17 protein-coding genes, 3 tRNA genes and 2 rRNA genes are annotated in these 19,998 nt (G+C 61.4%); 15 read left to right on the top strand and 7 right to left on the bottom strand.

Going from position 1 to position 19,998, the window contains the following annotated elements:
* Positions 1–85 precede the first annotated feature (85 nt).
* Positions 86–2,980, top strand: a 23S ribosomal RNA gene (locus RVM27_RS06120).
* Between the two features lie 153 nt (positions 2,981–3,133).
* Positions 3,134–3,249, top strand: a 5S ribosomal RNA gene (gene rrf / locus RVM27_RS06115).
* 203 nt (positions 3,250–3,452) lie between these two features.
* Here the strand turns inward: rrf and hisC are convergent.
* Complete coding sequence (gene hisC, locus RVM27_RS06110) at positions 3,453–4,514, bottom strand: pyridoxal phosphate-dependent aminotransferase (protein ID WP_498957579.1); 1,062 nt, start codon at positions 4,512–4,514, stop codon at positions 3,453–3,455.
* 191 nt (positions 4,515–4,705) lie between these two features.
* On the opposite strand from hisC, the gene RVM27_RS06105 reads away from it, so the two are divergent.
* The 4 genes from RVM27_RS06105 (at position 4,706) to mnmH (ending at position 8,885) form a co-directional block, all read left to right on the top strand.
* Positions 4,706–5,155, top strand: coding sequence for a copper resistance protein NlpE N-terminal domain-containing protein (locus RVM27_RS06105; RefSeq protein WP_026001970.1), 450 nt, complete (start codon positions 4,706–4,708; stop codon positions 5,153–5,155).
* Between the two features lie 175 nt (positions 5,156–5,330).
* The gene (gene radA, locus RVM27_RS06100) at positions 5,331–6,704 is read left to right on the top strand and encodes a DNA repair protein RadA (protein WP_498957578.1); all 1,374 of its coding nucleotides are present in this window, start codon (positions 5,331–5,333) and stop codon (positions 6,702–6,704) included.
* A 58-nt stretch (positions 6,705–6,762) separates the two neighbouring features.
* Positions 6,763–7,800 (top strand): selenide, water dikinase SelD, encoded by a 1,038-nt coding sequence (selD, locus tag RVM27_RS06095; RefSeq protein WP_039182732.1) that lies wholly within the window; start codon positions 6,763–6,765, stop codon positions 7,798–7,800.
* The gene (mnmH, locus tag RVM27_RS06090; RefSeq protein ID WP_498957577.1) at positions 7,797–8,885 is read left to right on the top strand and encodes a tRNA 2-selenouridine(34) synthase MnmH; all 1,089 of its coding nucleotides are present in this window, start codon (positions 7,797–7,799) and stop codon (positions 8,883–8,885) included. The genes selD and mnmH overlap by 4 nt, the downstream gene beginning before the upstream one ends.
* A gap of 16 nt (positions 8,886–8,901) precedes the next feature.
* On the opposite strand, the gene RVM27_RS06085 is transcribed toward mnmH, so the two are convergent.
* A complete protein-coding gene (locus RVM27_RS06085) occupies positions 8,902–9,594 on the bottom strand; it encodes a type 1 glutamine amidotransferase (RefSeq protein ID WP_498957576.1) in 693 nt (230 codons plus the stop codon).
* A gap of 155 nt (positions 9,595–9,749) precedes the next feature.
* Between RVM27_RS06085 and RVM27_RS06080 the strand changes: the two genes are divergently transcribed.
* Positions 9,750–10,352, top strand: coding sequence for a YjaG family protein (locus tag RVM27_RS06080; protein WP_039182743.1), 603 nt, complete (start codon positions 9,750–9,752; stop codon positions 10,350–10,352).
* 29 nt (positions 10,353–10,381) lie between these two features.
* Here RVM27_RS06080 and RVM27_RS06075 read toward each other — a convergent pair whose 3' ends face one another.
* The 5 genes from RVM27_RS06075 to hisB are packed head-to-tail and all read right to left on the bottom strand — an operon-like array spanning position 10,382 to position 13,713.
* Positions 10,382–10,888, bottom strand: a complete 507-nt coding sequence (locus RVM27_RS06075) for a hypothetical protein (protein WP_287804551.1) — start codon at positions 10,886–10,888, stop codon at positions 10,382–10,384.
* Between the two features lie 9 nt (positions 10,889–10,897).
* Positions 10,898–11,671 (bottom strand): imidazole glycerol phosphate synthase subunit HisF, encoded by a 774-nt coding sequence (gene hisF / locus RVM27_RS06070; protein WP_081136412.1) that lies wholly within the window; start codon positions 11,669–11,671, stop codon positions 10,898–10,900.
* The gene (gene hisA, locus RVM27_RS06065) at positions 11,668–12,414 is read right to left on the bottom strand and encodes a 1-(5-phosphoribosyl)-5-[(5-phosphoribosylamino)methylideneamino]imidazole-4-carboxamide isomerase (RefSeq protein WP_016916062.1); all 747 of its coding nucleotides are present in this window, start codon (positions 12,412–12,414) and stop codon (positions 11,668–11,670) included. The genes hisF and hisA overlap by 4 nt, the downstream gene beginning before the upstream one ends.
* A gap of 11 nt (positions 12,415–12,425) precedes the next feature.
* Positions 12,426–13,067 carry an imidazole glycerol phosphate synthase subunit HisH gene (gene hisH, locus RVM27_RS06060; protein ID WP_016916063.1) on the bottom strand — a complete coding sequence of 214 codons (642 nt, stop codon included), beginning with the start codon at positions 13,065–13,067 and terminating at the stop codon, positions 12,426–12,428.
* Positions 13,068–13,119: 52 nt separating this feature from the next.
* A complete protein-coding gene (hisB, locus tag RVM27_RS06055) occupies positions 13,120–13,713 on the bottom strand; it encodes an imidazoleglycerol-phosphate dehydratase (protein WP_498940078.1) in 594 nt (197 codons plus the stop codon).
* A gap of 173 nt (positions 13,714–13,886) precedes the next feature.
* Between hisB and RVM27_RS06050 the strand changes: the two genes are divergently transcribed.
* The 8 genes from RVM27_RS06050 to thpD all read left to right on the top strand — a co-directional run bounded on the left by RVM27_RS06050 (position 13,887) and on the right by thpD (position 19,956).
* Complete coding sequence (locus RVM27_RS06050; protein WP_096923338.1) at positions 13,887–14,369, top strand: acetyl-CoA sensor PanZ family protein; 483 nt, start codon at positions 13,887–13,889, stop codon at positions 14,367–14,369.
* Complete coding sequence (locus tag RVM27_RS06045) at positions 14,369–16,702, top strand: AsmA family protein (protein WP_287804545.1); 2,334 nt, start codon at positions 14,369–14,371, stop codon at positions 16,700–16,702. The genes RVM27_RS06050 and RVM27_RS06045 overlap by 1 nt, the downstream gene beginning before the upstream one ends.
* 96 nt (positions 16,703–16,798) lie before the next feature.
* Positions 16,799–17,896, top strand: a complete 1,098-nt coding sequence (mutY, locus tag RVM27_RS06040) for an A/G-specific adenine glycosylase (RefSeq protein WP_498940080.1) — start codon at positions 16,799–16,801, stop codon at positions 17,894–17,896.
* 44 nt (positions 17,897–17,940) lie between these two features.
* The gene (locus tag RVM27_RS06035) at positions 17,941–18,216 is read left to right on the top strand and encodes an oxidative damage protection protein (RefSeq protein ID WP_039182763.1); all 276 of its coding nucleotides are present in this window, start codon (positions 17,941–17,943) and stop codon (positions 18,214–18,216) included.
* A 154-nt stretch (positions 18,217–18,370) separates the two neighbouring features.
* A tRNA-Phe gene (locus RVM27_RS06030) sits at positions 18,371–18,446 on the top strand.
* A 6-nt stretch (positions 18,447–18,452) separates the two neighbouring features.
* A tRNA-Gln gene (locus RVM27_RS06025) sits at positions 18,453–18,527 on the top strand.
* Positions 18,528–18,599: 72 nt separating this feature from the next.
* Positions 18,600–18,675, top strand: a tRNA-Thr gene (locus RVM27_RS06020).
* A 300-nt stretch (positions 18,676–18,975) separates the two neighbouring features.
* Positions 18,976–19,956: an ectoine hydroxylase gene (thpD, locus tag RVM27_RS06015; protein WP_287808363.1), complete on the top strand. Its 981-nt coding sequence runs from the start codon at positions 18,976–18,978 to the stop codon at positions 19,954–19,956.
* Positions 19,957–19,998 lie beyond the last annotated feature (42 nt).

Below are 19,998 nucleotides of genomic sequence, written 5' to 3'. Positions count from 1 at the left end.
TTTCTACGTAAATTGTATTGTGATACGTCTCAAGCGTATCCGGCAATCGTTATCATTGCGAACCCCAGACCCCTTCGGGTTATAGGGTCAAGCAATGAAGCGCACACGGTGGATGCCTAGGCAGCCAGAGGCGATGAAAGACGTGGTAGCCTGCGATAAGGTTCGGTGAGGTGGCAAACGACCTGTGACCCGGACATCTCTGAATGGGGAAACCCACTCATCACAAGATGAGTATCTTGCGCTGAATACATAGGCGTAAGAGGCGAACCAGGGGAACTGAAACATCTAAGTACCCTGAGGAAAAGAAATCAACCGAGATTCCCCTAGTAGCGGCGAGCGAACGGGGACCAGCCCTTAAGCGTGTGACGGATTAGACGAACAGATTGGGAAGTCTGGCCATAGCGGGTGATAGCCCCGTAGTCGAAAATCTGATCACGTGAAATCGAGTAGGTCGGGGCACGAGAAACCTTGACTGAAGACGGGGGGACCATCCTCCAAGGCTAAATACTCCTGGCTGACCGATAGTGAACCAGTACCGTGAGGGAAAGGCGAAAAGAACCCCGGAGAGGGGAGTGAAATAGATCCTGAAACCGTGTGCGTACAAGCAGTAGGAGCAGACTTGTTCTGTGACTGCGTACCTTTTGTATAATGGGTCAGCGACTTATATTCAGTGGCGAGGTTAACCGTATAGGGGAGCCGTAGGGAAACCGAGTCTTAACTGGGCGACACAGTCGCTGGATATAGACCCGAAACCGAGCGATCTATCCATGAGCAGGGTGAAGGTTGAGTAACATCAACTGGAGGCCCGAACCAGGATCTGTTGAAAAAGATTTGGATGACTTGTGGATCGGAGTGAAAGGCTAATCAAGCTCGGAGATAGCTGGTTCTCCTCGAAAGCTATTTAGGTAGCGCCTCACGTATCACCGCCGGGGGTAGAGCACTGTTTCGGCTAGGGGGTCATCCCGACTTACCAACCCGAGGCAAACTCCGAATACCGGTGAGTGCCAGCGTGGGAGACACACGGCGGGTGCTAACGTCCGTCGTGAAAAGGGAAACAACCCAGACCGTCAGCTAAGGTCCCCAAATCCTGGTTAAGTGGGAAACGATGTGGGAAGGCTCAAGACAGCTAGGAGGTTGGCTTAGAAGCAGCCATCCTTTAAAGAAAGCGTAATAGCTCACTAGTCGAGTCGGCCTGCGCGGAAGATGTAACGGGGCTAAACCAGGTACCGAAGCTACGGGTTCATCCTTACGGATGAGCGGTAGAGGAGCGTCGTGTAAGCCGATGAAGGTGTGTTGAGAAGCATGCTGGAGGTATCACGAGTGCGAATGCTGACATGAGTAACGATAAAGGGAGTGAAAAACTCCCTCGCCGGAAGACCAAGGGTTTCTGTTCGACGCTAATCGGAGCAGAGTGAGTCGGCCCCTAAGGCGAGGCCGAAAGGCGTAGTCGATGGGAAACGGGTCAATATTCCCGTACCGGACATGATTGCGATGGGGGGACGGAGAAGGCTAGGTGAGCCAGGCGTTGGTTGTCCTGGTGAAAGTGAGTAGGCTGGGGTCTCAGGTAAATCCGGGACCCTCCCAGGCCGAGACACGAAACGAAGACACTACGGTGTCGAAGTCATTGATGCCACGCTTCCAGGAAAAGCCTCTAAGCTTCAGATCATGTGCGACCGTACCCCAAACCGACACAGGTGGTCAGGGTGAGAATCCCAAGGCGCTTGAGAGAACTCGGGTGAAGGAACTAGGCAAAATGGTGCCGTAACTTCGGGAGAAGGCACGCCGGCGTAGGGTGACGAGACTTGCTCTCCAAGCCCGAACCGGTCGAAGATACCAGGTGGCTGCAACTGTTTAGTAAAAACACAGCACTCTGCCAACTCGCAAGAGGACGTATAGGGTGTGACGCCTGCCCGGTGCCGGAAGGTTAAGTGATGGTGTTAGGATTCGTCCGAAGCTCTTGATCGAAGCCCCGGTAAACGGCGGCCGTAACTATAACGGTCCTAAGGTAGCGAAATTCCTTGTCGGGTAAGTTCCGACCTGCACGAATGGCGTAATGATGGCCACGCTGTCTCCACCCGAGACTCAGTGAAATTGAAATCGCCGTGAAGATGCGGTGTACCCGCGGCTAGACGGAAAGACCCCGTGAACCTTTACTATAGCTTCACACTGGACGCTGATGTTGCCTGTGTAGGATAGCTGGGAGGCTTTGAACCTCGGACGCCAGTTCGAGGGGAGCCAACCTTGAAATACCAGCCTGGCATCATTGGCGTTCTCACTCAGGTCCGTGATCCGGATCGAGGACAGTGTGTGGTGGGTAGTTTGACTGGGGCGGTCTCCTCCCAAAGCGTAACGGAGGAGCACGAAGGTACCCTCAGCACGGTCGGACATCGTGCAATGAGTGCAAGAGCATAAGGGTGCTTGACTGCGAGACAGACACGTCGAGCAGGTGCGAAAGCAGGTTCTAGTGATCCGGTGGTTCTGTATGGAAGGGCCATCGCTCAACGGATAAAAGGTACTCCGGGGATAACAGGCTGATACCGCCCAAGAGTTCACATCGACGGCGGTGTTTGGCACCTCGATGTCGGCTCATCACATCCTGGGGCTGAAGTCGGTCCCAAGGGTATGGCTGTTCGCCATTTAAAGTGGTACGCGAGCTGGGTTTAGAACGTCGTGAGACAGTTCGGTCCCTATCTGCCGTGGGCGTTGGATGTTTGAGAAGAGCTGCTCCTAGTACGAGAGGACCGGAGTGGACGACCCTCTGGTGTTCCGGTTGTCACGCCAGTGGCATTGCCGGGTAGCTATGGTCGGACGGGATAACCGCTGAAAGCATCTAAGCGGGAAGCCCCCTTCAAGATGAGACATCCCTGAGGCCTAGAGCCTCCTGAAGGGCCCAGCGAGACCAGCTGGTTGATAGGCACGGTGTGGAAGCGCTGCAAGGCGTTGAGCTAACGTGTACTAATGGCCCGTGAGGCTTGACCCTATAACACCCAAGGGGTCTGGTCGTGATGATAACGAAGAGTGTGAACGCACTCGCAACACCGGATACGCCGCAGTGAGCCAGAGCGCTTGCTGACAAGAGACGCACACAATACACGTCAAGAACACCTCAGCATGATATGCATTACCTGTTACGCCTGACGACCATAGCACGCGTGAACCACCTGATCCCATGCCGAACTCAGAAGTGAAACCGCTTAGCGCCGATGGTAGTGTGGGGTCTCCCCATGTGAGAGTAGGTCATCGTCAGGCACTTATTACGAAACCGCCTTATGGCGGGTTTTGCTTTTTGGGGTCTCCCCCTGAAGAGTAGCGGAGCGCCGCCCGCCGGGTGGCCGGCCCGAACATCGTCAGGCACTTATTAAGTAGAAAGCCCCGAGCACACTGTGTTCGGGGCTTTTTGCTGTGCGTTGCATACGTCGAAACACCCAGCCAAAGGCTGGGTGTGAGCATCGTCAGGCGCAGAGCGTTTCCATGGCTTCGATAAAGCTGTCCATTTCGTCGTCCGTGCCGATGGTAATGCGCAGGAAGTTGTTCAGCGCCTCGGTGTTGAAGTGCCTGACCAGAATGCCGCGCTCACGCAGGCCAGCGAAGAGCTGGGCGCCTTCATGGTGAGGGTGCTGGGCGAACAGGAAGTTGGCCTTGGAAGGCAATACCTCAAATCCAAGCCGCTCCAGGCGCTGGCGGGTGCGCTCCCGGGTGGCGATCACGTTATTGCGGCATGCGTCGAAGTGTTCGGTATCCTTCAGGGCTTCGATGCCCACCAGGCTGGCCAGGCTATCTACGGGGTAAGAGTTGAAGGAGTCCTTGACCCGCTGCAGGCCTTCAATCAGCTCGCTGGAGCCAATCGCATAGCCCAGCCTCAATCCTGCCAGGCTACGTGACTTGGAGAATGTGCCCGTGACCAGCAGGTTCGGGTAGCGGCTAATCAGCGACACGGCGCTGTCAGCGCCGAAATCCACGTACGCCTCATCCACCAGCACCACGCGGTCGGTGACTTTCTGCAGAAGTGCCTCGATAGCCTCCAGCGGGTGGGCATGGCCCGTAGGGGCGTTGGGGTTGGCAAAGATAACGCCGCTTCGCTCTCCCGCGCTGGCTAACGCATCCATATCCACTTCCCACTGGGCATTCAAGGGATGCTTGCGCAGCTCTACGCCGTAAAGGTTGGCATATACCGGATAGAAACTGTAGGTGATGCTGGGTACATCGAGAGGTGCCCCTTGGCAAAAAAACGCCTGAAATGCGAAGGCCAGGACTTCATCGGAGCCGTTGCCCACGAAGGTTTCCGCGACGCTGACGCCGTAGCGGCTGGCCAGGGTTTCACGCAGCGCCAGAGAGGTAGGGTCGGGGTAGAGCCGTAAATGATCGGTAGGGTATTGGGCCAGCGCCTGGCTGACACCAGGAGCCGGGGGGTAGGGGTTCTCGTTGGTGTTGAGCTTGATCACGCGCTCGCGGGGCTGCTCGCCGGGAATATACGGGGTAAGATCCCTGACGGCAGGGCTCCAGTATTGGCTCATGGGGGTAACCTGATTGTGCGGATGTGAATATCCCCATGGTCGCCTGATGGCCGCAAGAGCGCAAGCATTCCCATTGGCCGCGATTCGGCCCATACTTCTCCTGTGAAGGGGTGGGCGTCGCACCTTGTAGCGGTTATGCTGTCATAAGCGCGCGAAAGAAATGTATGTCCAACACCATAAGGAGACACGCAATGCAATTCAGGAGTTTGCTAGCCGGTTCGGCTATGTTGGCACTGCTGGCGGGCTGCGCAGCTGGCCCGACGGATCAGCGCGACGACGCAGGCATGAGCGCCTCACAGGCTAACTATCAGGGTACTCTGCCCTGCCGTAACTGTGACGGCATTGACCTGGATGTGACCATGCAGGGTGAAGAAATGGCCGCTCCGGAAGAGCGTACCTTTACCTTGAATGCGACTTACCGCAACCACCCCCAGACACCGCCCGATGAAAACTACGCCGGTAACTGGGAAGTGCTGACGGGTACGCCTGCCGACCCCGACGCGACGGTCTACGAACTGACACCGGACGGTGACGGCCAGATCTACTACTTCCAGCGGATCGACGAGCGTACGCTCGAGCTGATCGACCCGGAGCGTCGTCGCTTTGAAAACGGCGAGATGCTGCAACTGCGTCGCCAGTAATCGCTGAGCGCATCGCATCAAGGCGGCCATTGGCCGCCTTTTGTATGTCTGGCGGTGGTAAAACAGTAGCAATGACGGTCGTTACAACCGTCTTAACGACCGTCGCAACAACCGTTGTAACAACTGTTGCAACAACAGTGGCAAGTACAGTCATGCGAGACAGGAGCGGCTAGCGGTGGCAAAAGCAAAGAGCGCCTTTATGTGTACCGAGTGTGGTGCCGAGTATCGCAAGTGGCAGGGGCAGTGCACCAGCTGTCAGGAGTGGAATACGCTCAGTGAGATCCGGTTGACCAGTGCGCGGCCTGGCAGCGGAGCGACGGCGACCGGGCGTGCTGGCTATGCGGGCAACCTCTCGAAGGAAGTCGTGGACCTCAGTAACGTCGACCTCAGCGAAGTGCCACGGTTGACCTCCACCTTTGCCGAGTTCGACCGTGTATTGGGAGGCGGCCTGGTACCGGGCTCGGCCGTGCTGCTGGGGGGGAACCCTGGGGCAGGCAAGTCGACGCTGCTGCTGCAAACGGCCTGCAAGCTGGCTCAGCAACGCCGCATCCTCTATGTGACCGGCGAGGAGTCGCTTTCCCAGGTCGCCATGCGAGCGCATCGCCTGCAGCTTCCCACCAACGGCTTGAAAATGTTGGCGGAAACTAGCGTCGAGACCATTCTGGCCGTTGCCGAGCGTGAAAAGCCCGAGATTCTGGTCATCGACTCCATTCAGACCATGCACCTGGAGGATATCAGCTCGGCGCCCGGCGGCGTGGCGCAGGTGCGCGAGTCTGCCGCAGCGCTGACCCGTTTTGCCAAGCAGACGAACACCGTGCTGCTGCTGGTGGGGCATGTCACCAAGGATGGCACCCTGGCAGGCCCCAAGGTGCTCGAGCACATGATCGATGCCTCGCTACTGCTGGAGGGCGGGGCGGACTCGCGTTTTCGCACCCTGCGTGGCCAGAAGAACCGCTTCGGCGCGGTGAACGAGCTGGGCGTGTTCGCCATGCTGGAGCAGGGCTTGAAGGAAGTGAAAAACCCCAGTGCCATCTTCCTGTCGCGCCAGGAAGAGCAGGCTCCCGGCAGCCTGGTGATGGTGGTATGGGAAGGCACGCGGCCGATACTGGTGGAAGTGCAGGCGCTGGTCGATGAGTCAGCCCTGGGGAACCCGCGCCGGGTCGCCGTCGGGGTCGATCAGAATCGCCTGGCGATGCTGTTGGCGGTATTGAACCGGCATGGTGGGCTATTCACCGGTGACCAGGACGTGTTCTTGAACGTGGTGGGCGGGGTCAAGGTGCTGGAAACCAGTGCCGACCTGGCGGTGCTGCTGGCGGTAGTGTCGAGCCTGCAAAACCGTGCGCTGCCCAAGGAGCTGGTCGTGTTTGGCGAAGTGGGGCTTTCCGGCGAGATTCGCCCCGTGCCCAGCGGGCAGGAGCGTATTACCGAGGCGGCCAAGCATGGCTTCTTGCGCGCCATCGTGCCGCGCGCCAATGCGCCAAAGCAGTCGCCCAAGGGTATGGAGGTCATCCCGGTCGACAAGCTTAGCGATGCCCTTGAGGCGTTGTGACATGGACTATGCTGGATAGCAGAAACGCCAGCCCCGAGCACAGCAAAGGAGAGTCACCATGAGTTCGATTCGATTGACCCAGTACAGCCATGGAGCAGGCTGCGGCTGCAAGATTGCCCCAGACGTGCTGGACGGCATTCTGGCCAAGGCGGGCCCCGCCGCGGGGCATCAGCGCCTGATCGTGGGCAACCAGGGGCGAGAAGACGCCGCGGTGTACGACCTGGGCGATGGGCGGGGCATGATTGCCACCACCGATTTCTTCATGCCCATCGTCGATGACCCCTTCGATTTTGGACGCATTGCGGCCACCAACGCCATCAGTGATGTCTACGCCATGGGCGGCACGCCGGTGATGGCGCTGGGCATTCTGGGCTGGCCACTCGACAAGCTCGCGCCCGAAATAGCCGGAGACGTCGTGGCCGGAGCACAGGCGGTATGCCGCGAGCTGGGCATTGCGCTGGCGGGCGGGCACTCCATCGATGCTCCAGAGCCGATCTTTGGCCTGGCCGTCAATGGCCTGGTGTCGCTTGATCAGCTAAAGCTCAATAGCCAGGCCAAGCCCGGTGACCTGCTGTATCTCACCAAGCCGTTGGGCGTGGGTCTGTTGACCACCGCTGAAAAGCGCGGCCTGCTGGAAGCAGGGCACCAGGGGCTTGCCCGTGAAACCATGCTCAAGCCCAACACCATTGGCGTCGCGCTGGCCGGTGTCAAAGGAGTGAACGCCATGACCGACGTGACCGGCTTCGGGTTGGCAGGCCATCTGGCGGAAATGTGCAGCGCCAGTGGCGTGAAGGCCCACGTGGACTTTCGCCGCTTGCCGCGCCTGGCCGAGGCCGAAGGCTACCGCCGCCAGGGAGCCGTTCCCGGTGGCACCCAGCGCAATCAGCAGGCGCTGGGCAGCGCCCTGCCCGCCATGGACGAAGCCCACTGGCAGTGGCTATGCGACCCGCAAACCTCGGGAGGGCTGCTGCTGAGTGTCGATCCCGCCTGGCAGGACGACGTGGAGCGCATTGGTCGCGAGCACGGCGTCACGCTGGAACCGTTTGGCGAGATGCAGCCTGCCAAGGGCAACGCCGTGATCCAGGTGGTCGGATGACGCTGCCCACGCTGCCTGCTTCTTTGGAGCTGGTGGCGCGTAATACGCCCTTGATCGATGTGCGTGCGCCGGTGGAGTTCGCCCAGGGCAGCCTGCCGGGAGCGGTGAACCTGCCGCTGATGGACGATGAAGAGCGCCGCCAGGTTGGCATTGCCTATAAACAGCAGGGCCAGCAGGCGGCGATTGCGCTGGGTGAACGGCTGGTCAGCGGTGCGGTGAAGCAGTCCCGGGTGCTGGCCTGGCAGGCTCACCTGGCGCGTTATCCTGATGCACTGATCTACTGCTACCGTGGCGGATTGCGCTCCCAAATCAGTCAGCAGTGGCTGGCCGAGGCGGGCCTGCTGCGGCCCCGCATCGAAGGTGGCTGGAAAGCACTGCGGCAAAGGCTCTGCCAGCGCATCGACGAGGCCGCCCACCAGCCGCTGCTGGTGGTGTCTGGCCTGACGGGCTGCGCCAAGACGCCGTTGATCAACCAGTTGCCAAATGGCATCGACCTGGAGGCGTGCGCCCAACACAAGGGTTCCGCGTTTGGGCGTCAGCCGGAGGAGCCCGCCACGCAGATCGATTTTGAGCATGCGCTGGCCCAGCGGCTGATTGGCCAGCCAGGCAAGCTGGTGATGGAGGACGAGTCGCGGCAGATCGGCAATGCCAATATCCCGTTGCCGCTATGGCAGGCACTGCAACAAGCGCCGCGCATCCGCATTGAAATGCCGCTGGACTGGCGGTTGGACCAGCTGCGCCGGGACTATATCGAAGCGCTGGAGAGAGGCTATACGGCCCGCTTTGGCCCCGATGAGGGGCGTCAGCGCATGCAGCGACAGCTCGCAAGCGCCCTGGAACGGCTGGCCAAGCGGCTGGGGCATGCACGGCTACAGCGTTTGCAGCGGCTGCAGGCCATGGCGTTTCGTGCCCACGAGGCGGGCGACGTCCAGGCTCACGAGGCGTGGCTGGCCCCGCTGCTCACCGAGTATTACGACCCGCTCTATCGTTACCACCTGGAGAAGCAGCAGAGCCACCGGCCGCCCGAACTGCACGTGGGGGACTGGGAAAGCTGCCTGGCCGCCGCTCGGCAGTGGAGTGCCTAGCGGCGGCCGATACGCATCAGAGGCTTTTGGGCCACTGGGTCATGACCCGGTCCAGCAGCGGTGCCAGACGCTGAAAGCGCTTGGGATCTGCCTGTATCTGATCGCCGGTTTGCAGGAAGCGCCCGGCGGAAGGGCTCCTGGCCGTGGGGAGCGCCTCGGCATTCAGCAAGGAAGCCGCGCTGGCCTGGGTCATTTCGAGATGGCATAGCAGCGCCACCACGCGACCAGCATCCCAACTGAACCCCTGGAGGGGCGCCGCCGCACTGCCGCCCAGGGGCAGCGCGCCGTCAGGCAGGCTAAATACCAGGCGATGCCACATGAAGGCATCGAACTGCTCGGGCAGGTCAAAGGTGCTCTCTGGCGCCAGGGTGACAGGGTGCCAGCCGGTTTCGGGGTAGGTGCCGGGGGCGATGACGGCGCCCAGGGCTTCGGCGATCCATAGCGCCCCCAGGCCAATGCCCATGACGGGCTTTTGGCCATCGAGGTAGCGGTGGATGAGCTTGCGCTCTGCCTTTTGCCAGGCAGGCGGGGCGCTGAACAGCGCGTCGGGGCCGCTCAGCACGATGAGCGCGTCGCACTCACCAGGGCGCGGGGTCAGCTCCCCTGCGTATAGATGAAAAACGGTGTAACTATGGCCCATGCTCTCCAGCCAGTCTTGCAGGCGAGCGGGTCCATGGTCAGGGCCGTGCTGTAGCAGATGAATATGCATGGTAATCTCCTCGCCGGCCGCACACATCAAGCGCGGCGGAGCTTGCCCGCCGCGAGTGTGGGACGATAACGTATCGCGTCCACTTCACCAATACCGTTTATCAATACCGTTTCATCAATACCCTCTTCATCAACACAGTGACCCAGGACATCAGCATGGTGGCAAAACCCACAGGATTCTATCAGCGTCTGCAACTGCTGCCGCTGCCCGCCCAGCAAGCCTTCATGGCGGCCTTGTGCGAGCGGCTGCTACCCAACTACGCCCTCTACGAGCAAACCACGGGCCACGGTGATGGGCATACCCTGCGTACCGTGCTGAGCCTGGTGTGGGAGCGCTTGAGCGTGCCCAATGCCAGTATCGACTTTGCCCGTCAGGCGGAAAAGCTGGCGGAGTGCGAGCCACCGGCCAACGATGACAGTTTCGGGGCGCGCCGCGCGCTGGACGCCGTGGTCTCGATCTCGGCGCTGCTGGATACCTTGCAGGGTGAGTCGCCGGAAGCGGTGCTGGACGTGAGCCGCACTTCCCGGGCAGGAGTGCGGGCATTCATCGAGCTGACCGAGGGAGAGGTGGATGCACAGGCGCTGGCGCTGATCATCCGCGACCACCCGCTGATGGCCGATGAAAACGACTTTCAGGATGCGGTGCTGGAAGCCGTCAGCGAGCCGCTCACCAAAGCGGCGCTAAAAGAGATTCGCCTGCTGGGGCGCAACAACGGCATCAGCAACCTGGGGCTTTCGCTGGAAGAGGGCGACGAGTAGCCGCCCTTGGGTCTTGCGAACGAACGGCCTTAAAAACGGACGCCCGCTGTGATCATCATGCCCGCCGTGCCGAACACGATCAGGTCCGACTCGACGCGCCCCCACTGAATGCCCACGCTGGGCAGCAGGGCGGGGGCGATTTCGTAGCGGTTGAAGGGGATCTTGTCGCGGAACTCATCCTTGTAGCCCCGCAGCAGCCCGCCGGTGAGCTTGGCGCGCACGTTGATGTTGTCGCCCAACTGCCCTAGCGGAAACTCCCGCCCAGCGTAGAAGTACCAGGTGGGCTGGTCGAAGGAGTTCTTGAACCAGGCGGCACCCGCCAGCCAGCGGTCAGGGTTGTGCAGCTCGACACTCACCAGATCCTGCTGGTTGGTGTGCTCCGGGTCGGGGCTGAAGTGCCGGGTCAACAGGCTGGTTTGCACCAGCGTGTGGTCCAGCTCGAAGGCCGGTGGCCAGTCAGGCATAGAAAAGGCCGAGGCAGATGCGCTCAGCCAGATCATTGCCAGGCCACCTAACCAGGTGCAGGTACGGGGCATGTCACTCTCCTAAAGGCGCATCTCGATGCCGCGCTCGGCCATGTAACGCTTGGCCTCGGGAATCGTGTGCTCGCCAAAATGGAAAATGCTGGCGGCCAATACCGCATCCGCACCGCCTTTCAATACGCCGTCCACCAGATGGTCTAGGTTGCCGACGCCACCCGAGGCAATCACCGGCACGCTGACGGCCTCGGAAATGGCGTGGGTCACGCCCAGATCGAACCCGATTTTGGTGCCGTCGCGGTCCATGCTGGTCAGCAGTAGCTCGCCTGCGCCGAACTCGACCATTTTCCTGGCCCACTCGACGGCATCCAGGCCCGTCGGACGGCGCCCACCGTGGGTGAAGATTTCCCAGCGGTCGGGTTCGCCCTCCTGAGAAACCTTCTTGGCGTCGATGGCCACCACGATGCACTGGCTGCCAAACCGGTCGGCGGCTTCCCGCACGAACTCCGGGTTGGTCACGGCGGCGGTGTTGATCGACACCTTGTCGGCGCCCGCGTTGAGCATGGTGCGAATATCGTCGCAGGTGCGAATGCCACCCCCCACGGTCAGCGGGATGAACACCTCGCCAGCGATCCGCTCGACCATGTCCACGGTGGTGGCGCGGTCTTCGTGGCTGGCGGTGATGTCGAGGAAGGTGATTTCGTCGGCGCCTTGCTGGTTGTAGCGCTGGGCGATCTCCACCGGGTCACCGGCATCGCGGATACCGACGAAGTTCACGCCCTTCACCACGCGCCCGGCATCGACATCCAGGCAGGGAATAATGCGCTTGGCCAGGCTCATGCACGGCCTCCGCTCAGCTCGTCGCTCAGGCGCTGGGCCTCGGCGACATCCAGGCTGCCTTCGTAGATGGCGCGTCCGGTAATCGCCCCCAGAATGCCGCTGTCGGCCACGTCGCACAGCGCGCGAATGTCATCCAGGTTGGTGACGCCACCCGAGGCGATCACCGGCAGGCCGCCTTCGCGGGCCAGCGCCGCGGTGGCTTCCACGTTCACGCCCTGCATCATGCCGTCGCGGGCGATGTCGGTGTAGACGATGCTGGAGACGCCATCGTTGGCGAAGCGCTTGGCAAGCTCGGTAGCCTTCACGGTGGACACCTCGGCCCAGCCGTCGGTGGCCACGAAGCCATCCTTGGCATCCAGGCCCACGATGATGTGGCCCGGGAAGGCGCGGCACATTTCACCGACGAATTCCGGCTCCTTGACCGCCTTGGTACCGATGATCACGTAAGAGACCCCGGCGTTCAGGTAGTGCTCGATGGTGTCCGCCGAGCGGATGCCACCGCCGATCTGAATGGGCAGGTTCGGGTAGGCGCGGGCAATGGCTGTCACCGCGTCGCCATTGACCGGTTTGCCTTCGAAAGCGCCGTTCAGGTCCACCAGATGCAAGCGACGCGCACCGGCTTCTACCCAGCGCGCGGCCATGGCCACCGGGTCGTCGCCGTAGGAAGTGGCTTCGTCCATGCGGCCCTGCTTCAAGCGCACACACTGGCCGTCTTTGAGATCAATCGCGGGAATTACCAACATAGTGAAACCTCTCAGGGCGTCCAGGTGACAAAATTTTCCAGCAGGCGAAGGCCTGCGCGGGAGCTTTTTTCCGGGTGAAACTGCACCGCGAAGGTAGCATCGCGGCCAATCGCCACGTGGGCGCTGACGCGACCGTAGTCCGTCGTGCCGAATACCTGGGCATCGTCGGCGGCATTCACGTAGTAGCTGTGCACGAAATAGAAGTGTTCGCGGTCATCGATGCCGGCCCACAGCGGGTGGTCATGATGCTGGGCGACCAGGTTCCAGCCCATGTGCGGCACTTTCAAACGCTGCTCCTGGGCATCGCGCATGTCCGCCGGGAAGCGGTCGACGCTGCCCTGGAAGAAGCCCAGGCAGTCCACGCCGCCATTCTCTTCGCTGCGCTCCATCAGCATTTGCTGACCCACGCAGATACCCAGCAGCGGCTTGGCCTGGCGGGTCAGAATCTCCTCCACCAGCCCGCGCAGCTCGGTACGCTCCAGCTCGCCCACGCAGTCGCGGATGGCCCCCTGGCCAGGCAGCACCACGCGGGTCGCGCCCAGAATGCGCCGAGGGTCACGGGTAATGATCACGTTCTCATGGGTGACGTGTTCGAGCGCCTTGGCGACCGAGTGCAGGTTGCCCATTCCATAATCGATCACGGCAATGGTCATGAAGCGCTCCTTGTCGAGGTCATCGAGCGATGGCTGATCGCTGCGTTAGGCATTACAGGCACCCTTTGGTGGAGGGCATCTGCCCGGCCATGCGGGGGTCTTCCGACACGGCGATGCGCAGGGCGCGGCCAAAGGCCTTGAAGATGGTTTCTGCCTGGTGGTGGGCGTTGAAGCCCTTGATGTTGTCGATGTGCAGCGTCACCCGAGCATGGTTCACGAAGCCCTGGAAGAACTCCCAGAACAGCTGGGTGTCCATGCTGCCGATGGTATCGCGGGTAAATTCCACGTTCATGAAGAGGCCGGGACGCCCGGAGAAGTCGATGACCACCCGTGAGAGCGCTTCGTCCAGCGGCACGTAGGCGTGGCCGTAACGGTAAATGCCGCGCTTGTCGCCAATCGCCTCATGAAAGGCCTGGCCCAGGGTGATGCCCAGGTCTTCGACGGTGTGGTGGTCGTCGATATGCAGGTCGCCCTTGGCGTCGATATCGAGGTCGACCATTCCGTGCCGAGCCACCTGGTCAAGCATATGGTCCAAGAACGGAACGCCCGTGTGGCAGCGAAGACGGCCTTCACCATCAAGGTTGACGCTGACCGTGATCTGCGTTTCGTTGGTGTCACGGCTAACCGTGGCAATACGCGCTGACATGTTGCATCTCCTGCGCCGAGGCGCACTCTGAGGAATAATCGGCGGGCGGCGGCTGCGGCCAAAACAAGCATTATAGAGAATCGGCCCCCCCATCCGCTACAATGCGTGAAATGTCGCCGCCAATTGCGGCGCTCAAACAGCAGCCTGGCTGCATTGGCAACGAGGATTTCACCATGCCGGTGACACTGCAATACGTCGACCAGGCCCGATGGGACGCCGATGAGCAAGTGCGTATCGACCTCGTGCGTATCTATGAAGACGCACCGCAAGAGCGCATGCCACCCCCCAGGGTCTTGCCCTTCATAGAGCAGCATTTACAAGGGCAGCACGTGTTTGCCTGCGCCCTGTTCAACGACCGCCTGCTGGGAGCCGTGGCGGTGCAGGAGGGCGATGACCGCGCCTGGTGGCTATCCGAGCTGTGCGTGCGCAAGACCACGCGGCGGCGTGGCGTGGGCTCACGGCTGATGGCGCTGATGGGCGAACAGGCCAAGGAAGAGGGCCGCGTACTGCGTATTGCCACCACCACGCTGCCGCTGGCCGACCGCGTGCTGCTATCCAAATTGGGCTATCGGCCCATCGCCGATGCCGAGCCAACGGAACCGGGCCTCCCGGCCACCAGTGATTTTGTAGAGCTAGACCCCCAAGGGAAAGGTTAATGAAACAGCTACTCCGTATTTTACTGGCGGCCATCGGCATTCTTGCCATTGCCGCCGTCGCTGCCGTGGTCTACGTCACCACCTTTCTGGACCCGGAAGACTTCAAGCCCCGGCTGACCGCCGTGGTGGAAGAGCAGACAGGGCTCAATCTGGCGCTGGAAGGCCCGATCAGCTGGTCGTTCTACCCGCGTATCGGTGTCAGCGTCGAGCAGGCCCGTGCCTGGCTGCCCGAACAGTCGGTGGACGAGTCTGCTTTCGCGGCGATCAACCGGGCCGAGGTGAGCGTGGCCTTCGCGCCGCTGCTACGGGGTGAAATCGCCGTGGATGGCCTGACGCTCGACGGCATGCGCCTGAACCTGGTGAAAAACGCCGAAGGCGAGGGCAACTGGGAGCCGCTGCTGGAGCGCCTCTCCGAACACAGCAACGAGTCCGCCGAAACCGTGCTGGCACCTGCAAGCGCAGGCCCCAATGCCGATGCGGGCAACCTCTCGGTGGTGCTGAACATCGCCAGCGTAGAAGTCAAAGGGGCGGATATTCGCTACCGCGACGAACAGAGCCAGGCCCTGTGGCGGGTACAGCCGCTGAACATTTCAGGCACCAACGTCAATCCGGTGCGCTCCTTCCCGCTCAAGGCCATGTTCACGCTCTCCCGGCACAACCGCCTGGATGCCGAAGTGCTGGAGCGCACGCCGGACATGACCAGCGAGGTCAACCTGGAAACTCGCCTGCGCCTTGGCCTGCAGGATGAGCAGATCACTCTGGAAAATACCCAGCTCACCACGCAGACCCGCCCAGGCGCCAACAGCGAGCCCCAGCAGCTCAGCCTGAAAGCGTCTGAAATCGTGGCGCGCATGGGCGAGCAGCAGCTCAGCATTCGCCAGGGCGTGCTGGATGCCGGCCTGCGCCATGCCGACAACTGGCAGGGAAGCCTGGCCCTTTCGCTGGCGTTCGGCCTGGAAGGCGACCTGGCCGCTCAGACCGCCCAGTTGAAGGACCTGCAACTGACCGGGCCGGATGGCCTGCGGGTCAGCGGCCACCTCAACCTCGAACAGCTGCTGGAAGCGCCCCAGTACAGCGGCCAGCTCACCGCAGCCCCCTTTACCCTGCGGCCCTGGATCTCGCGCACCGGCGCAACGCTCAATACCACCAGCGAAGCGGCGCTGAGCGACGTGGCCCTGACCAGCCCGGTCGAAGGTGATCTCTCGCGCATCGCCTTGCCACGCCTGTCGTTGGTCATCGATGACAGCACCTTTACCGGCGACGTGAGTGCTGCTCTGGATGGCAGCCAATTGAGTTTCAACCTGGACGGTGACCAGCTCAACCTGGACCACTACCTGCCGCGGCCTGTCGCCCCCGAGCAAGCCAGCCGGGGCCTGCTGCGCAGCGCCTTTGCCCAGGCCGAAGAAGCCCTGCTGCCCCAGGAGTGGCTCAGCGGCCTGACCCTGCAGGGTGATCTCAGCGTCGGCGAGCTGCAGTTGGCGGGCATGACCTTCAACGACACCCAGCTGGCGCTGCGCGGTGACGAGGGCAACCATCGCCTGACCGGCTTCGAATCGCGTTTCTATGGCGGCGAACTCAACGCCACCGGCGCGCTGGACGCCACCGACAGCGTGATGACCTGGCAATTCGCGCCGCGCATCAGCAATGTGCAAGTGGCCCCGTTGATCGAAACCTTCAGTGACGAAGAGGCCCCGCTGCGCGGCCGGTTCAATCTGGAAGGCGACTTGACGACCCAGGGCAACAGCCGTCAGGTGCTGCTCAGCAACCTCAACGGCGAGCTGGATGCCCGGCTGAACGAAGGCACTATCCTGCGTACCAATATCTCCCGTGAGATGTGCGAGCTGGCGGCGCTGCTGGAAGGCCAGGGCACCACCCGTGAGTGGCATCCCGATACGCGCTTCGAGCGCTTCGACGCCACGTTCCAGGTACGCAACGGCGTCGTGCACAGCGATGACTTGTCGATCACTCTGCCGGGTATCGAAGTGCAAGGCGAAGGCGAGCTCAACCTGACCTCTCAGGACTTCATGACGCTGGCCAATGCGCGGCTGGTCGATACCGCCGACGCCGCCTGCCAGGTGAACCCGCGCCTGGAGCAGCTGCCGCTGCCCATCCGCTGTGAAGGCCACCTGGGGGATGATAAAGCCGAATGGTGCCGCTTCGACCGCACCGCGTTCCAGGCCAGCGTGGTGGATTTGCTGCGCACTGAAGCGGGCGGCCGTCTGGAAGAAGAGCTCGAAGAGCGCCTGGGCACCACCATCGAGCGCATCGACGAGCGCCTGGGCGAGGGCGCGGGCCAGGAGCTGCGCGAAGGTATTCGCCGCCTGTTCAATTGATACGCCTGCCTTCCTATAGAGAAGGAGGCACCACCCCCTGCATGCGCCGGCCTTACCGCCGGCGCTTTTTTCATGGCAAGCACTTCAGGAGTGACCATGGCCGAGATGCCTACGCCGTGCCTGGCGGCCGATGAGTTTCAACACCGTCTACTGCGCTGGTTCGACCAGTATGGCCGCCACGACCTGCCCTGGCAGTCACCCCGCAGCGCCTACCGCGTCTGGGTGTCGGAAATCATGCTGCAGCAAACCCAGGTGGCCACGGTAATTCCCTACTTCGAACGTTTCATGGAGCGCTTCCCCACGCTGGAGGCCCTGGCCTGCGCCCCCCAGGATGAAGTGCTGCACCTCTGGACAGGGCTGGGCTACTACGCCCGCGCCCGCAACCTGCACAAGGCGGCCCAGCTGGCGCTGGCCGAGCATGGCGGCGAGCTGCCCACCCAGAGCGTCGATACGCTGATGACGCTGCCCGGCATCGGCCGTTCCACTGCCGGGGCGATCATTGCCCAAAGCACCGGCCAGCAGGCCGCCATTCTGGATGGCAACGTCAAGCGTTCGCTGACACGGCTGCACGCCGTGGCGGGCTGGCCCGGCCAGCCTGCGGTAGAGCGCTCCCTGTGGGCGCTGGCCGAGTACTTCACCCCCACCACGCGGTTGGCCGACTACACCCAGGCGGTGATGGACTTTGGCGCCACGCTGTGCAAACGCAGCAAGCCCGACTGCTCCATCTGCCCGTTCAACGACGTCTGCCGCGCCTACGCCCAAGGCGAGCCGCAGCGCTTCCCGGAATCGAAGCCCAAAAAAGTTACCCCCACCCGTGAAACCCTCATGCTGATGCTGCAGGACCCCCAAGGGCGCGTGTGGCTGGAACAACGCCCGCCCAGCGGCCTGTGGGGCGGGCTCTGGAGCCTGCCGCAGTTCGAGCGCCACGGCGAGCTGAACCACTGGCTGGAGGATAACGTCGTTGCCGCCCGGCGCCTGGCGCCGCTGCCCGCCTTTACGCATACCTTCAGCCACTTCAAGCTTTTGATCACCCCGCAGCCGGTGAGCTGTGAACGGCTCACCGGAGTACGCGAAAATGGCCTATGGTATGACGTTCACCAGCCACCTGCGTTAGGCTTGGCGGCACCCGTCAAATCGCTGCTGAGCCAGCTGGCGCCGTTTGACCTCGACCCAGCACCGGGGCCAGCGCGCTGACCACTGGCACGATTTTCATTAGGCATCCGCCCAGGAGCTATTCCATGAGCAACACCGTTTTTTGCCGCAAGTACCAAAAAGAGCTGCCCGCGCTACCTTTCCCCCCGCTGCCCGGCAAGCAGGGCCAGGAAATACAGGCCACGGTGTCACAGCCCGCCTGGCAAGAGTGGCAGGCCCTGCAAACCCGCCTGATCAATGAAAAGCACTTGAACATGCTCGACCCCGAAGCACGCGCCTACCTGATGGAGCAGATGGAACGCTTCCTGAACAACGAAGCCACCGACCAAGCCGAAGGGTACGTGCCCCCCAGCCAGGCATAAGCCCCCGCCAGGGTACCGCCGTTACCCGCAAAGGGCGCAGGTGTGGCCGTGGCTCACGCGGCCCAATGTGCCCTAAGCATGTGACGAGAAAGAAAGTTTCACAAAGGTGTTGACGAAAACCGAAGCTTTTGGTTTAATACGCACCGTTGGCAAGGGCCAGATAGCTCAGTTGGTAGAGCAGGGGATTGAAAATCCCCGTGTCGGCGGTTCGATTCCGTCTCTGGCCACCACAACGTTGGGGTATCGCCAAGTGGTAAGGCACCGGTTTTTGGTATCGGCATTCCCAGGTTCGAATCCTGGTACCCCAGCCATTGCCAACAAGATTTCTTGTTGATTGGCTAGCTTAACGGCAAATCAATCAAATTTTCAAGAAAACGCGACGCGCCGACATAGCTCAGTTGGTAGAGCAACTGACTTGTAATCAGTAGGTCCCGGGTTCGACTCCTGGTGTCGGCACCACTAAAAGTGGTTTAAAAGCAAAGCGTTAGAGAACATGATCAAGCCGCCCTTCGGGGCGGCTTTTTCGTTACGATGTTTATCAAACATTGAAATTCGCCCGTAGTCCGCTGTGCGCAGGGTGGTTGCTGCGGTGGGCCTCAACGGGGTGTCCATGAGCATGAAAAAAATGTCATAACGCACGTTATGAGCGGGGTTCCCAAGGGTTGCAAGCCGTCATGCGTGGGCTAGGCTTCTCCCTGCACTGTGTTTCTGAATGAGACACGTTTTAACTGAAATTTAATCATACAAGGAGTGGATTAGATGACAGTCGGCAATACACCTCTCAAAAACCTGACGGCCCACAAGCAGTACAGCGACATGGCAGATACCCCTTCTGCCAGCAATACGCGAGTGGACCTCTATCCTACTCGGCTGGCCACTGCGCCGGCATCATTGACCCAGGCACGCCGTGACGACGTGGTCAAAGGGCGTGCGCTCCCGGGGCCGCTTACCCAGGCGCAGCTGGATGAGTTCGAGCGCAAGGGCTATCTGTTTATTCCAGACCTGATCCATGGCGACGAGCTGGATGCGCTTCGCGATGAAATCGAGTCGTTGATGAGCAACGATGCTTACCGCGAGCGGGAGTTCAGCATCACCGAGCCGGAAAGCCAGGAGATTCGTTCGCTGTTCGCCGTGCACCATCTCTCTTCCCGTCTGGGGGCGCTGGCCAGCGACGAGCGGCTGGCAGGGGCGGCACGTCAGATCATCGGTGACGACCCTTACGTGCATCAGTCGCGTATCAACTACAAGCCTGGCTTTGCAGGCAAGGGGTTCAACTGGCACTCGGATTTCGAGACCTGGCACGCCGAAGACGGTATGCCCAACATGCATGCGGTCAGTGCGTCGCTGATTCTCACCGATAACCACGAGTTCAACGGCCCGCTGATGCTGATTCCAGGGTCGCACAAAGAGTTCGTGCCCTGCCTTGGTGAAACACCCGAGGATAACCACAAAAGCTCGTTGAAAGCCCAGGAGGTCGGGGTGCCAAGCCCGGAGGCACTGCGTTACATGGTCGACCAGTACGGCATCGAAGCGCCGAAGGGGCGAGCAGGGGGCTTGCTGCTGTTCGATTGCAACACCCTGCACGCTTCCAATGCGAACCTGTCACCGGACCCGCGCAGCAATGTCTTTTTCGTGTTCAATCGGCCGGACAACCGCTGCGGTGCGCCGTTTGCCGCCCCCAAACAGCGCCCAGCGTTTCTGGCCCATGGGCCTGACCAGCCTTGGCAGCCGGGCGTTTAAACGTTTACGTGCTTTGGGAACATAAGCCAGGGTGCAAGAAAA

The organism is Halomonas sp. KM007, from assembly GCF_050709225.1.
Lineage (GTDB): Bacteria > Pseudomonadota > Gammaproteobacteria > Pseudomonadales > Halomonadaceae > Vreelandella > Vreelandella hamiltonii.
The sequence above is the reverse complement of the archived record's forward strand: the minus strand, read 5'-3'. Positions and strand labels throughout refer to the sequence as shown.